Origin of the sequence: Arthrobacter sp. KNU-44, from assembly GCF_051843155.1 — a bacterium.
GTDB lineage: Bacteria > Actinomycetota > Actinomycetes > Actinomycetales > Micrococcaceae > Arthrobacter.
Map to the genome: position 1 here is coordinate 4,157,654 of NZ_JBPXNG010000002.1, position 13,012 is coordinate 4,170,665.

General features: G+C 64.3%; 14 protein-coding genes. 8 read left to right on the forward strand and 6 right to left on the reverse strand.

What is annotated here, in order from left to right; translation table 11 throughout:
* Positions 1-30 precede the first annotated feature (30 nt).
* Together ACSVHC_RS20460 and ACSVHC_RS20465 are read right to left on the reverse strand one after the other, a co-directional pair.
* Complete coding sequence (locus ACSVHC_RS20460) at positions 31-807, reverse strand: ABC transporter permease (protein WP_437770258.1); 777 nt, start codon at positions 805-807, stop codon at positions 31-33.
* Complete coding sequence (locus tag ACSVHC_RS20465) at positions 804-1,769, reverse strand: ABC transporter ATP-binding protein (RefSeq protein WP_437770257.1); 966 nt, start codon at positions 1,767-1,769, stop codon at positions 804-806. Before ACSVHC_RS20465 ends, ACSVHC_RS20460 begins: the two co-directional genes overlap by 4 nt.
* Before the next feature lie 101 nt (positions 1,770-1,870).
* On the opposite strand from ACSVHC_RS20465, the gene ACSVHC_RS20470 reads away from it, so the two are divergent.
* The 8 genes from ACSVHC_RS20470 to ACSVHC_RS20505 all read left to right on the forward strand — a co-directional run bounded on the left by ACSVHC_RS20470 (position 1,871) and on the right by ACSVHC_RS20505 (position 9,904).
* The gene (locus tag ACSVHC_RS20470) at positions 1,871-2,689 is read left to right on the forward strand and encodes a helix-turn-helix transcriptional regulator (protein ID WP_439181259.1); all 819 of its coding nucleotides are present in this window, start codon (positions 1,871-1,873) and stop codon (positions 2,687-2,689) included.
* An 11-nt stretch (positions 2,690-2,700) separates the two neighbouring features.
* Positions 2,701-4,176: a Fe-S cluster assembly protein SufB gene (sufB, locus tag ACSVHC_RS20475; RefSeq protein ID WP_234749436.1), complete on the forward strand. Its 1,476-nt coding sequence runs from the start codon at positions 2,701-2,703 to the stop codon at positions 4,174-4,176.
* Between the two features lie 2 nt (positions 4,177-4,178).
* Entirely contained in the window at positions 4,179-5,507 is a 1,329-nt protein-coding gene (gene sufD, locus ACSVHC_RS20480) for a Fe-S cluster assembly protein SufD (RefSeq protein WP_437770256.1), read from the forward strand.
* A gap of 26 nt (positions 5,508-5,533) precedes the next feature.
* Positions 5,534-5,890, forward strand: coding sequence for a non-heme iron oxygenase ferredoxin subunit (locus tag ACSVHC_RS20485; RefSeq protein ID WP_184735328.1), 357 nt, complete (start codon positions 5,534-5,536; stop codon positions 5,888-5,890).
* A 38-nt stretch (positions 5,891-5,928) separates the two neighbouring features.
* Positions 5,929-6,723 carry a Fe-S cluster assembly ATPase SufC gene (gene sufC / locus ACSVHC_RS20490; protein WP_265977540.1) on the forward strand — a complete coding sequence of 265 codons (795 nt, stop codon included), beginning with the start codon at positions 5,929-5,931 and terminating at the stop codon, positions 6,721-6,723.
* A 14-nt stretch (positions 6,724-6,737) separates the two neighbouring features.
* Entirely contained in the window at positions 6,738-7,070 is a 333-nt protein-coding gene (locus ACSVHC_RS20495; protein ID WP_234749426.1) for a metal-sulfur cluster assembly factor, read from the forward strand.
* 214 nt (positions 7,071-7,284) lie between these two features.
* On the forward strand, positions 7,285-8,694 hold the full coding sequence (locus ACSVHC_RS20500) for a class I adenylate-forming enzyme family protein (protein WP_437770255.1): 1,410 nt from the start codon (positions 7,285-7,287) through the stop codon (positions 8,692-8,694).
* Positions 8,687-9,904 carry a thiolase family protein gene (locus ACSVHC_RS20505; protein WP_439181260.1) on the forward strand — a complete coding sequence of 406 codons (1,218 nt, stop codon included), beginning with the start codon at positions 8,687-8,689 and terminating at the stop codon, positions 9,902-9,904. The genes ACSVHC_RS20500 and ACSVHC_RS20505 overlap by 8 nt, the downstream gene beginning before the upstream one ends.
* A gap of 6 nt (positions 9,905-9,910) precedes the next feature.
* On the opposite strand, the gene ACSVHC_RS20510 is transcribed toward ACSVHC_RS20505, so the two are convergent.
* The 4 genes from ACSVHC_RS20510 to ACSVHC_RS20525 form a co-directional block, all read right to left on the reverse strand.
* Entirely contained in the window at positions 9,911-10,534 is a 624-nt protein-coding gene (locus ACSVHC_RS20510; protein WP_437770253.1) for an energy-coupling factor transporter transmembrane component T family protein, read from the reverse strand.
* A complete protein-coding gene (locus ACSVHC_RS20515; RefSeq protein WP_437770252.1) occupies positions 10,531-11,262 on the reverse strand; it encodes an energy-coupling factor ABC transporter ATP-binding protein in 732 nt (243 codons plus the stop codon). Before ACSVHC_RS20515 ends, ACSVHC_RS20510 begins: the two co-directional genes overlap by 4 nt.
* 18 nt (positions 11,263-11,280) lie before the next feature.
* Entirely contained in the window at positions 11,281-11,895 is a 615-nt protein-coding gene (locus ACSVHC_RS20520) for a biotin transporter BioY (RefSeq protein ID WP_437770251.1), read from the reverse strand.
* A 158-nt stretch (positions 11,896-12,053) separates the two neighbouring features.
* Positions 12,054-12,830, reverse strand: coding sequence for a YrzE family protein (locus tag ACSVHC_RS20525; RefSeq protein ID WP_437770250.1), 777 nt, complete (start codon positions 12,828-12,830; stop codon positions 12,054-12,056).
* Positions 12,831-13,012 lie beyond the last annotated feature (182 nt).

The following is a 13,012-nucleotide window of genomic DNA, read 5'->3' on the forward strand; positions in this document are numbered from 1 at the left end:
CGCTGACGGTTCGGTTCCACAACGGGACGCTCAGTTCCATTTGAACCAGCGGACGGCGGCAGCGCCAGGGACAATCGTCCACAGGAGCAGCACAAGAACGTAGGGCGGGGACACGCTGCCATGGAGGAAAGCGTCCCTGAGCGACTGCCCCAGGGCCCCCGAGGGCAGGAAGTGCACGATGTTCTGTGCCAGGTCCGGCAAGCGCTCGGCAGGAACGACGATTCCGCCGAGGGCGCCCAGCAGGATCCAGAGCAGGTTGGTGATGGCGAGGGTTGCCTCCGGCCGCACGGTGCCGGCAACCAGGAGCCCGAGCGCGGTGAAAGCGGCAGCACCGAGAACCAAAAGCCCCAGGCCGGGAAGCCAGCCTTCGGGGCGCGGATGCCAGCCCAGCAACGCGGCTACGGCACCGATCACCAGGACCTGGAGAACCAGGACGGCCAAGACGGCGATGATCTTGCCTGCGATGAGGCCGGTCCGGCCCAAGGGAGTGGTCGAGAGGAAGCGGAGCACGCCGTAGCGGCGATCGAAGCCCGTGGCGATACCCTGGCCGGTGAATGCCGTGGACATGGCACACAGAGCGAGAACGCCCGGCGTCGCGATGTCCACTCGACTGGCGCCCAGGCCATCGAGCAGCGGTGTGACGGTGAGTCCCACCAAAGCCAGCAAGGGCATGATCACCGCGAGGATCAGCTGCTCACCGTTCCGGATCATGGTCAAGGTTTCGTAGCGGCCCTGCAGCAGGATCCTGCGCATCAACGGCGCGGGCCCGGCGTGGGGTGTGCTGACGGCGGGGGTTGCGCTGGTCATCGGATGTCCCTTCCGGAAATGTCCAGGAAAACGTCTTCCAAGCTGCGCGCCTCCAAGCGGAGGGACGCCGGCATGATTCCCTTCTCGGCCCACCAGGCCGTGAGCTTCGCCAGATGCTGCGGCGTCAGTGTGCCTGCGATTGCGTAGCTGCCTGCCCGGCTTTCGGTGATAGTTAGTTCGTCGCCGATGGCCGCGGCAATGTCGAGGCCGGCCGGGGCATCAAAGAACAAGGTGCGTTCGGTCACCCCGTCCATGGCCTCGTGGCCGTGGCTCAACAAGTCGGCGACGGTGCCCTCTGCGACGTTGTGACCGGCGTCGATGATGTAAACGTAGTCCGCGAGCCTCTGGGCATCATCCATGAGGTGCGTGGTGAGGATGATACCCATGCCGGCGTCCCGTAGTTCGGCGATGAGCTCAAAGACGATTTGGCGGGACTGGGGATCGAGTCCCGCGCTCGGCTCGTCCAGGAACAGGACTTCGGGGTTGCCGATCAGGGCAGCCGCAAGCGAGAGCCGTTGCTTTTGGCCGCCGGACAAGCGCCGGACGCCGGTGCGGCTGAACGCGTCGATGCCCAGGCGCTCAACGAGTCCGTCCAAGGGAAGCGGGTTTTGGTACATGCCGGCGATGTGCCGAAGCAACGGGATGGGACGGGCCGACGGCGGGAGGCCGCCGTCCTGCAGCATCACGCCGACGCGTGAACGAAGGTTCGCGCCGGCCGTGTCAGGGTCTTCGCCGAGGAGTTCGATGCGGCCGCCTGTACGCTTTTGAAGGCCCTGCGCGCATTCGAGCGTTGTTGTCTTGCCCGCGCCGTTGGCACCCAGCAAGGCAGTGATCTGGCCGCGTTCTGCGAACATGGACAAGCCGCTGACTACCCGGAGCATCTTGCCGTCAAGGGAAGCCAGCGGGCCTACGTCCTTGATGAGTCCATCGATGGTGAGGACAGGGGATTCGGGGGATCGCACCAAAGTATTCTACGTGAAGTAGTAGGGGTGCGGCGGGCGTGGTCCCGCAGGCCAGCCTTGCCTTACTGGATGCGCGGACTAAATTACGACATGATTGTGTTGTGTATTCCATGAGGAGTTCTGTTTCCGTGCCCGCAGGGCACAGCGCGGTCTTGCCTGTGCCCGGTGGCGCAGCCGTTGGCGTGGCTGACGCGGAAGACCGCACACGGGACCGTGTTCTCAACGCGGTGTTGGAGCACGGCCCTGTCAGCGCCGCGGAACTTGGCGACATGCTGGGCTTCACCCCCGCAGCTGTCCGCCGGCACCTGGATCACCTTCAGCGCGCCGGGGTCATCGAGGTAAAACGCGTCGCGAAGGCGGGTGCCGGTGCAGGCCGGCCGGCCCGTCGCTATGTCCTCAGCTCCCAGGGGCAGTCGAAGCTCGGGGATGACTACCTGAACATTGCCAGTTCCGCGTTGCGGCGGCTCCGCGACCTCGCAGGCGAAGGAGCCGTGAGGGACTACGCGGTAGAGCGCTTCGCCGAGATGGAACAGCGCTACGCGCCCGAAGTCGACCTGGCGGGCTCCGACATTGCGGCTCGCGCTGTGGCGCTGTCCAAGGCGCTGAGCAGGGACGGATACGTTGCGTCGGCTGCGTCGATCGAGACCAAGGCGCCTTTGCCCGCTTCCCTCTCGAGTGTCCAGCTGTGCCAGGGCCATTGCCCCATCCAGCAGCTCGCCGCGGAATTTCCCGTTTTTTGCGACACTGAGACCGAACTGTTTTCCCGTTTGGTCGGCGTCGATGTCCGCAGGCTCTCCACCCTCGCGCAGGGCGGGCATGTCTGCACAACCCACATTCCTACAGGCAGGCCAGCCGCCAAGGAGGCCCTCGGGTTTCCGAAGCTGCCGGCCGCGCCCCATGTCGAATCCAACAATCAGTAAGAAAGGCCGTGATGACGGGTCAATTAGCTGAAGGAACAGCAGAGAAAGCGCTAGCTGACGGTGCTGTGATCTCGGAGATTCTGGAGAAGAATCCCGAGCTGCACGGTATTGGCACCTACGAGTACGGATGGGCTGACAAGAACGACGTCGGCGCCAACGCACGCCGTGGGCTCAACGAAGAGGTAGTCCGCGACATTTCGGCGAAGAAGAGCGAGCCGCAGTGGATGCTGGACCTCCGCCTGAAGGGCTTGAAGTACTTCGACCGCAAGCCCATGCCCACCTGGGGTGCAGACCTCTCAGGCATTGACTTCGACAACATCAAGTACTTCGTGCGCTCCACGGAGAAGCAGGCTGCCACGTGGGAAGACCTCCCGGAGGACATCCGCAACACCTACGAGAAGCTGGGTATCCCGGAAGCCGAGCGCAGCCGCCTCGTGTCCGGCGTGGCCGCGCAGTACGAGTCCGAGGTCGTGTACCACCAGATCCGCGAGGACCTGGAAGCCCAGGGCGTGATCTTCCTGGACACCGACACCGCGCTCCGCGAGCACCCGGAGATCTTCCAGGAGTATTTCGGCACCATCATTCCGGTGGGCGACAACAAGTTCGCGTCGCTGAACACGGCCGTGTGGTCCGGCGGTTCCTTCGTGTACGTCCCCAAGGGCGTCCACGTTGACATCCCGCTGCAGGCCTACTTCCGCATCAACACCGAGAACATGGGCCAGTTCGAGCGCACCCTGATCATCGCGGACGAGGACTCCTACGTCCACTACATCGAAGGCTGCACCGCTCCGATCTACACTTCGGACTCCCTGCACTCCGCCGTGGTGGAAATCATCGTGAAGAAGGGCGCCCGCGTCCGTTACACGACCATCCAGAACTGGTCCACCAACGTGTACAACCTGGTTACCAAGCGCGCCATCTGCGAAGAAGGCGCCACCATGGAATGGATCGATGGCAACATCGGCTCCAAGGTGACCATGAAGTACCCGGCCGTCTACCTCGTCGGCGAGCACGCCAAGGGTGAGACCTTGTCCATCGCCTTCGCCGGCGAAGGCCAGCACCAGGACACCGGCTCGAAGATGGTCCACATCGCGCCGAACACCAAGAGCTCGATCATTTCCAAGTCCGTGGCCCGCGGCGGCGGTCGTGCAGCCTACCGCGGCCTGGTCCAGGTCCGCGAAGGCGCCAAGCACTCCGCCAACACCGTGCGTTGCGATGCTTTGTTGGTAGACACCATTTCCCGTTCCGACACCTATCCCTACATCGACATCCGCGAGGATGACGTGGTGATGGGTCACGAGGCCACCGTTTCCCGAGTCAGTGAGGAGCAGCTCTTCTATCTGATGTCTCGCGGTATGCCCGAGGACGAGGCCATGGCCATGATCGTGCGCGGCTTTATTGAGCCGATTGCCCGTGAGTTGCCAATGGAATACGCCCTTGAACTCAACCGCCTGATTGAACTGCAGATGGAAGGATCCGTCGGTTAGCAATGACTGAAATCACTACTGAAAAGGCCCGCATCGGCGCGCCATCAGCCAAGCCGTTTATCGACGGATTCACCGAAGAGGGCGAGAACCTCTCACCGGTCAACACCGGTACCAACACGTCTTCCACCTCGGAAAAGACGTCGGAACAGGCGCCTTCGGCCGGACCGCTCGCGGGCGCCTCGGCCAAGAGCCACTCCCACGGCGGCGGCGTCGGAATTCCGGACAGTTCGCGCGCAGGTCGTCTGACCTCGTACAAGCTGGCTGACTTCAAGCCCCTCACCGGGTTGGAAGAAGACTGGCGCTTCACCCCGCTCAAGCGGCTTCGCGGCCTTCACAACGAGGTCCTCTCCGGTTCGGCACCGTCCGTCGCCGTTACCGCCCCGGAGGGCGTCGTCGTCGAGACCGTGGGGCGGGACGACAAGCGCATCGGCTCGGCAGCCATTCCGGAGGACCGCGTGTCCGCGAATGCCTGGGAGAACTTCACCGAGGCCACCGTCATCACGGTGCCCGCCGAGCTCCAGCTCGACGGCGAAGTGTCCGTCCTGCTGACCGGCACCTCCGCTGAAGCTTCCGCCCAGCACATCGTGATCGTGGCAGGCCGCTTCTCCAAGTCCCGGATCGTCCTGGACCACCAGGGCAGTGCGATCGTTTCGGAGAACGTCGAAATCCTCGTCGAAGACGGCGCGGACCTGACGGTCATCTCGCTCCAGGAGTGGAACGACGACGCCGTTCACGCCTCTTCGCAGCAAGCCAAGCTGGGCCGTGACGCCAAGTTCAAGCACATCGTAGTCAGCCTCGGCGGCGACGTCGTGCGCATGACTCCGTCCACGCGCTTCACCGGGCCGGGCGCGGAAGCCGAGATGTTCGGCTTGTACTTCGCCGACGCCGGCCAGCACCTCGAGCAGCGGCTTTTCGTGGACCACGCCGTGGCCAACTGCAAGTCCCGCGTGCTGTACAAGGGTGCCCTGCAGGGCCGCAACGCACACACCGTGTGGGTGGGCGACGTCCTGATCCGCAAGGAAGCAGAAGGCACCGACTCTTACGAGGCCAACCGCAACCTGGTCCTCACCGACGGTGCACGCGCGGACTCCGTGCCGAACCTCGAAATCGAAACCGGCCTGATCGAGGGTGCCGGCCACGCCAGCGCCACCGGCCGCTTCGATGACGAGCACTTGTTCTACCTCATGGCACGCGGCATCCCGGAGGACGTCGCCCGCCGTTTGGTGGTCCGTGGCTTCCTCAACGAGATCATCCAGCAGATCAAGGTACCGGCACTCGAAGAGCGCCTCACCGAAGCTGTTGAGCGCGAGCTTGCCGCGAGCGACAACTAATTCAAGCCAAGCAGGGAAAACAGACTATGAGCGAACAGCCACAAGGCGAACTGGTATGCAACGCCAACGAGATCCAGGTCAAGCAGGCGCTGCGCATCCTGATCGATGACTACCCCGTAGCCATCGTCAAGGACTCGATGGGACAGATCCACGCCATCGGCGACACCTGCTCGCATGCGGACATTTCTCTCGCCGAGGGTGAAATCGAAGGCTGCGCGATCGAATGCTGGGGCCACGGCTCCCAGTTCGATCTCCGCACCGGACAGCCCTTGCAGCTCCCTGCCTATGACCCCGTCCCGGTCTTCGCCGTCACCCTCGACGGTGATGACGTCTACGTGGACGTGACCAACGTTGTGAACGGCGCCTCAGTACAGAACTACTGAGCGCCAAGTGCCTAAAGACTTACGAAAGAAAGAAGAGCATGTCTACTCTTGAGATCAAGGACCTGCACGTCAGCATCGAGACGGAGCAGGGCACCAAAGAGATCCTGAAGGGCGTCAGCCTGACCATCAAGACCGGCGAGACCCACGCAATCATGGGCCCCAACGGTTCGGGCAAGTCTACCTTGGCGTCCACCATCGCCGGCCACCCGCGCTACAACGTCACGAGGGGCACCATTACTCTCGACGGCGAAGACGTATTGGCCATGAGCGTTGACCAGCGTGCCCGTGCAGGCGTCTTCCTGGCCATGCAGTACCCCGTAGAGGTTCCGGGTGTCACCATGACCAACTTCCTGCGCACCGCCAAAACGGCAATCGATGGCGTAGCACCTGCCCTCCGCACCTGGACCAAGGACGTCAAGGCGGCCATGCAGCTCCTCCGCATCGACGCCGACTTCGCACAGCGTAATGTCAACGAGGGCTTCTCCGGCGGCGAGAAGAAGCGCGTGGAGATCCTCCAGCTCGAACTCTTCAAGCCGAAGTTCGCCGTGCTTGACGAGACCGACTCCGGCCTGGACGTCGACGCGCTCAAGGTCGTCTCCGAGGGCGTCAACCGCGCCCACGCCACGGGCAACATGGGTACCTTGCTCATCACGCACTACACCCGTATCCTGCGCTACATCAAGCCGGACTTCGTCCACGTGTTTGTTGATGGCCAGGTCGTCGAAGAGGGCGGCCCTGAATTGGCCGACCGCCTCGAAGAAGAAGGCTACGACCGTTACGCCACGGGCGCCGGCGCAGCCACCATTGCTGCTGCCGCAGCAGCACAGGCCTAGTTAGGACTCCCGCCATGACCGAAATCAACGCGGCTCGCACCAGCCTCGAGGACGTCGAGGAGGCGCTCAAGGATGTCATTGACCCGGAACTCGGTGTCAACGTGGTGGACCTTGGGCTGCTCTACGGTCTGAAGTACTCGGAAGACGACGGGGCTCTGCTCATCGACATGACGTTGACGACCGCGGCCTGTCCGCTGACGGATGTCCTCGAAGAGCAGGTCGGCCAGTCGCTCGACGGCATCGTCGACGACTGGCGCCTCAACTGGGTATGGATGCCGCCATGGGGTCCCGAGCGGATCACGGACGACGGCAAGGACCAGATGCGGGCCCTCGGCTTCAACATCTAGGATTCCCCACCGCCTCCCTAGCCTCGCTTCGCTTCGGCCAGGGAACCCTCGGCGGCGGAGGCCCCTACTTACGACGGCCGGTCACCTTCCAGCGAAGGTGGCCGGCCGTCGTCGTACGCTGAGATATTGCCGATTTGGCGCCCCGAAAATGCACTATCGGAGAGATAGGCGTCACAGAAGGTGCTGGGCGTGCGGTGCGCGCTAAAATTCGATGATGCCTTTTCTGGACAAACTTCAGCTCTGGGCCGATGAACGCCCCGACGACACGGCCGTCGTCGTTGGCGGCAAGCGGCTCAACTGGGCTGACCTTCGGGACGCCGCAACCTTGAGCCTGGGGGAGACGGCCGCGACGACGGTACTTGCCGAGCCCAATTCCCTGGACTTCGTGGTGGCGTACACGGCCGCCGTGGCCGGCGAGCGGCGCTGCGCCGTGCTCGACCCGTTGTGGCCGCAAGCCATGATCGATGAGGTCACCCAGAGGATCGGAGAAGCCGGGCCCGCCACCGGCCTCCTGCCCGCCATAGGCGACGAGCTGGCCGACGGCCATGGGGACACCACGTTCCTGATCGGCCTGACGTCCGGAACCACGTCCGTTCCCAAGGCCTTCACCCGTTCACGGCGTTCGTGGCAGGTTTCGTTTGACGCCTCGATCGAATTCTTCGGTCTGACACCGGAGGACAGAACCCTCGCGCCCGGGCCGCTGGCCGCGAGCCTGAACCTATACGCCCTGTCAGAATGCCTGTACGCCGGGGCGGCCTTCCACACCATGGAGACCTTCGACGTCGGAGATGTCCACGCAGCCATCAGTTACGACGGCGTCACTCGCCTGGTCCTCGTGCCCACCATGCTGCGCCTGTTGAGCGAGCGCGGACTGGCGGGAGGCGTGGACGCATCGGGGGTGCGAAGCATCATCTGCGCAGGTTCGAAGCTGGACGCCCGGACCCTTGAGGCCGCCAGACGGTGGGCGCCCAATGCGGCCATTTTCGAGTATTACGGTGCGTCCGAGCTGAGCTTCGTTTCCGGAACGCGCCTTGCCGCCGGTGAACCGCTCGACGTCGGCGGCACGGGAATCGGCGGACCGTTTCCCGGCGTCGAACTCAAGATACTGGACGACGACGGCGCGGAGCGGCCCGAAGGGGCCGACGGGAACATCTGTGTCCGCTCCGGCATGGTCAGCAACGGGTATTTGTGGGGCGACGACGGCCAGGCGCTGCGGTGCTTTGACGGTTGGTACACCGTGGGGGACCAGGGCTATGTGGACTCCGGTGTCTTGCATATCCTCGGCCGTCGGTCCGACATGATCATCACTTCCGGGAGGAACGTCTATCCTCACGAAGTGGAGCTCGCCTTGGCATCGGTCCCCGGGGTCTCCGCTGCCCTTGCGGCCGGAATGCCCGACGAAGTCCGCGGCCAGAAAGTTGTCGCAGGAATCGTGCCCGCCTACGGTTCGGTGACGGCAACCCAAGTGAAGACCGGCCTGGACGGTTTGCTCGCGCGGGACAAGCGACCCCAGCGGTATTTCACGCTGTCCGAATTGCCCGTGACCGACCGAGGGAAGGTCAGCCGCCAGATGTTGCTCGACTGGATTGAGAACAACGATCCGCGGGTGAAACCCCTTGCCTAGCCGCGAGCCGGGCATCGGGTTGGACCCTTCGCGCCAACCGGTGATCATTGCCGCCCTGCGGACTCCTATTTGCCGCGCCAACGGACAATTGCAGTCGCTTCGCGCCGAAGAACTCCTCTCTCCTGTCCTCCGTTCACTCCTGACAGCCACGGGTGTTGCCGGTTCCGACGTCAGCGACGTCGTGATCGGCAATGCGGTGGGCGGAGGCGGAAACCTGGCCCGGTATGCCGCACTGCACGCGGGACTGCCCGTGGGGGTCCCCGGACTGACCGTGGACCGGCAGTGCGGTTCCGGACTCGACGCCATTGCCCTGGCGTCCCGGCTCGTGGCCGCGGGCGGCAATGGCATCTACCTGGCCGGAGGAGTGGAGAGTATCAGCACTGCCCCGCTGCGTGCCAGGCGAAATCCAGACTCCGACGGCGAGCCGGACTTCTACACCCGGGCCACCTTTGTACCGCCCGAGTTCGGGGACCCGGACATGGGCGTGGCCGCCGAGAACGTGGCACTCGAGTGCGGCATCAGCCGCGAACAGCAGGACGAGTTCGCCCTGCGCAGTCACCAGCGGGCGGTCGCAGCCACTGCCGCGGGCGCGTTCGCCCCGGAAATTGTTCCCCTGGAAGCCGGGGGCGCCGTGCTACAGGCGGATGACGGACCCCGGGCATCCCTGAAGGCCGGACTCATGGCCCGCTTCCCGCCCGCATTCGTAACGGGCGGAACTGTGACAGCCGGAAACTCGTGCTTCGACGCTGACGCGGCCTCCGCCGTCGTGATCACCTCGCTGGAGCGGGCACGGGAACTTGGTGCCGCCGACGGATTGCTCGTCCTGGGCTGCGACACAGCAGGCGTGGACCCGGAACTGCTGGGCATCGGAGCTTCAGTGGCGGCGAAACGGTTGCTGGCCGAGCTTGATCTGGAGCCCGGGGAACTGGACCTCGTGGAATTCAACGAGGCATTCGCTTCGCAGACCCTTGCTTGCCTTGACGCGTTGGGTGTGGAACCGGCACGGGCGAACCTCGACGGCGGAGCGCTGGCCTTGGGACACGCCTACGGTGCGTCGGGGGCTGTCCTGGTGACGCGGCTGCTGGCCCAGGCCCGCAGGATGGCCGAAGAGCAGCCGGGCCGGGAGAGCCTGGCGCTGGCGATGATCAGCATCGCAGGTGGAATGGGCACGGCGGCAATGTTCCGGTACTCGCAGCTGCAGGAGGCTTGACCCGGACTAGTCGCCGGGCTCGCCAAGGCCGCGCGCGGCCAGGGCGTCGCCGGTCTGCCGCGCATAGGCAACCGTGGTGATGAAAACCGGCAAGACCAAGGCTCGGGGATTGCGTTCCAGGCCACGCGCCCGGGCCGAGTCACGGACATCCGAGAATGCGCCGGCAATGAATGGAAGGCTGCGCAGCATGATGGCGATGGTCAGCGCGAAGCGCTCAGGGTCCGCCCCGAAACGCTGGAAGGGCCTGGACAGGGCAACCACCCCGTCCAGCAGTGCCTGCACCGGAGTCGTGACCGTCAGTACCGACGCCGCGACCACGCAGACCAGCACATTGAGCACGATCCGCGCGGCAACGGGGCCGCCCAGCTGCCACCATTGGAAGGCGCCGATCGCAACGAGGATGGGCGTCACGAGCCACACGGAACGCGCGAGGCGTTTGAGTCCCGCGCCGCTCAGCAGGAAAAGTCCGCACATCACGGCAAGGACCGCGGCCGAGAGAAGCCAATCGACAATCAGGAACGATGCCAGGCCGCAGCCGGCAACGAGAAGGAACTTGAGCCACAGCGGCGTGCGGTGCACAATCGAGTTGCCCCGCACATAGTTGGGGATCAGGACCCCGCGGCCCCTCACGTCGCCTGCACCTTGGCTTGAGTGGATTCAGCGGCGCAAAGCGCGCGGTAGCGTTCGACCGCGACGGCTGCTCCGCCGTCGAACACTATCCGGCCGCCGTCCACCACCAAGGCGCGGTCCGCTTCGAGGGCGAGATCGAGATCGTGGGTGGACATGATGATCTGCTGCTCGAGGCCCGCAAGCGTCCGCCTGAGCAGCTCCCGGTTGCGCAGGTCCAGCAACGTTGAAGGCTCGTCGAGGACCAGCACGGCGGGATCCACCGCGAGGACGACCGCGAGGGCGAGCAACTGGCGTTCACCGCCCGAAAGCTCGTAAATACTCTGATCCGCGAGGTCCAGGATCCCGAACCGTTGCAGGACAGCTTCTGCCCGGGCGGCACGCTCTTTGGAATTCTTGATGGAACGGCGCAAGGAGAGTTCAACGTCTTCCCGCCCCGTTGGCATGACCAGCTGCGACAGGGGATCGGTGAAGACGAAACCCACCTGGCTGCGGACCTTGCGAACGTCCCGCGAGCTGTCGGCGCCGTTGACGCTGACGGTACCTTCGCTGGGAGCCACCAAGCCGTTGAGCAAGCGCAGCAGGGTGGACTTTCCAGACCCGTTGGCCCCGATGACCGCAATGCGTTGCTCTGTGAGTTCCAACGAGATGCCTTGCAGCAAAGTCTTGGGCTCCGCGCTGCCATCGACGGCTACGCGCACTGAGACGTCGCTCAGAATGATGGTGTTCATGAACTGATTGTTCCCGCTCTATTTGACGCGGCGGACCAGGATGTCCGGGAAGGCCTTGTGGAGCGAGACGGCGATGATCGCAGCAAGAACGTTCTTGATAGTGTCCCCGGGGTAGTAGGGAAGGTCGGCCAGGAACGCCTTGGCGAAGTCGAACTTGCCATTGACCATGAAGCCAAGCACTCCGAGGCCGTGAATGAGGACGATGGTGCTGATCATGGCTGCGGCAAAAAGGAAGACGGCGCGGTACTTGACGGTCTTGCGGATCACGATCGCCGCCAACCAGCCGGTGAGGGCCGCCGCCAAGGGAAAAGCGATGATGTAGCCGGCCGACGGTGTTGCCAGGATACCGAGCCCGCTCCGGCCCCCGCTGAAGATCGGCAGTCCCGCGAAACCGAGCAGGGTGTAAAGCCCGACGGCGGCAAAAGCCCGCCCGCCGCCTAGCACGAGGCCGGTTAGGACGACGGTGAGGGTCTGCAGGGTGATCGGTACGCCCAAGGCGCCGACCGGAATGCCTGGAATCAGCGTTGAGGCGGCCACGAGGGCCGCGAAGACGGCGATGAGGCCGATGTCCGTGGACGTCCATCGGGCGCGGGGAGAGGTTCGTCGCGTGGATGCGGTTTCGGTGCTGCTCATGGTGGGTCCTGTCTGTGCCTGGGGCGGAATGAATCCCCTGAGTCCGACACTACAGAGCAGCCTGACCCGGAATTTTGTAGGGTGTCCACGAGCAGCACGGCAAGGCCTTAGGGCCAAGGTACAAAGAGCGGCGCTGTTGGCGGCCGGAGCCGCCTTGCCTAAGCCTCGACGTCCTCTGCTGGTGGGGTGAAGCCCGCACGGTCCACCCTGCGGTGGTAATGCATGCCGGCCAGTCCGCCCAATGCCGCGGCGATGAGGGTCACTGCTGCCACTACGAGGGCGGCGATGATGCCGATGGTGCTCATCTGTCCCTCATTCACCGGAATCCTCGGGAAACTGTTCACGGTGGCGAGGATATTGAACCGCGGTCCGGCGAACAAGCCCAGCAACGCCACCAGCACGGCGACGATAATTGCCCAAAACCAGACCATGAACCCCTGCCTGATGCCGTTGAACCGGGCCATGCGTCCGGCAACGTAGCCGCCGCAATAGTAGGAGAGGAACAGGATCACCAAGAGCGCGATAATCCCAGCAACGCCGACGGGCTGTGATGATGCCAGGTTCGCTGCGTCACTGACATTCGCGTTGTTCGCGAGTCCGACAGCGATCCCAGCCGCCGCCACGAGGGCGACCAGCAGCACGGCCATACCCGTGGCGGTCAGCCAGCCGAAGAAGGCCGAGCCGATCTTGATTCCGCCGAACTGCTCCTTTTCGCGGGCGATGACGGTCTCACGGGTGGCGGCGTTTGGGTCTGAAGCGGGGGAAACCACGGGATAGCTGCTCGTGTTGCCGACGTAGCTGTCATCAGCGTAGGCGGGGCCATTTCCATGTACATCGTCCACCCGGTCCCGCCGTGGTTCGGCGGCGTACGGGATTTCATCCTGGCCCCCGTCAGCCCGGACGTGTTTACCATCGGATCCTGTTGCACTGCTCATTGAGAGTCTCCCTTGCAATCGTCCTACCTTCACCTAACCACGCGCCGAAAATAGTAGCAAGCGTACTTACTATTCCGGGACCATCCACGGGCACCCTGGCGCTGGCGAACGAGCGAGCTGGTGGGCGGTAGAATTGTAAAGGCCGTTTGTTCGGCCCCTCCACTTCAGCCGCGCCTTGACTT

Excerpts from the sequence above, each read along its gene's own strand:
- ACSVHC_RS20460 (WP_437770258.1), bottom strand. The coding sequence starts at position 807 with ATGACCAGCGCAACCCCCGCCGTCAGCACACCCCACGCCGGGCCCGCG.
- sufB (WP_234749436.1), top strand. The coding sequence starts at position 2,701 with ATGACGGGTCAATTAGCTGAAGGAACAGCAGAGAAAGCGCTAGCTGAC.
- sufD (WP_437770256.1), top strand. The coding sequence starts at position 4,179 with ATGACTGAAATCACTACTGAAAAGGCCCGCATCGGCGCGCCATCAGCC.
- ACSVHC_RS20485 (WP_184735328.1), top strand. The coding sequence starts at position 5,534 with ATGAGCGAACAGCCACAAGGCGAACTGGTATGCAACGCCAACGAGATC.
- sufC (WP_265977540.1), top strand. The coding sequence starts at position 5,929 with ATGTCTACTCTTGAGATCAAGGACCTGCACGTCAGCATCGAGACGGAG.
- ACSVHC_RS20495 (WP_234749426.1), top strand. The coding sequence starts at position 6,738 with ATGACCGAAATCAACGCGGCTCGCACCAGCCTCGAGGACGTCGAGGAG.
- ACSVHC_RS20500 (WP_437770255.1), top strand. The coding sequence starts at position 7,285 with ATGCCTTTTCTGGACAAACTTCAGCTCTGGGCCGATGAACGCCCCGAC.
- ACSVHC_RS20515 (WP_437770252.1), bottom strand. The coding sequence starts at position 11,262 with ATGAACACCATCATTCTGAGCGACGTCTCAGTGCGCGTAGCCGTCGAT.
- ACSVHC_RS20520 (WP_437770251.1), bottom strand. The coding sequence starts at position 11,895 with ATGAGCAGCACCGAAACCGCATCCACGCGACGAACCTCTCCCCGCGCC.
- ACSVHC_RS20525 (WP_437770250.1), bottom strand. The coding sequence starts at position 12,830 with ATGAGCAGTGCAACAGGATCCGATGGTAAACACGTCCGGGCTGACGGG.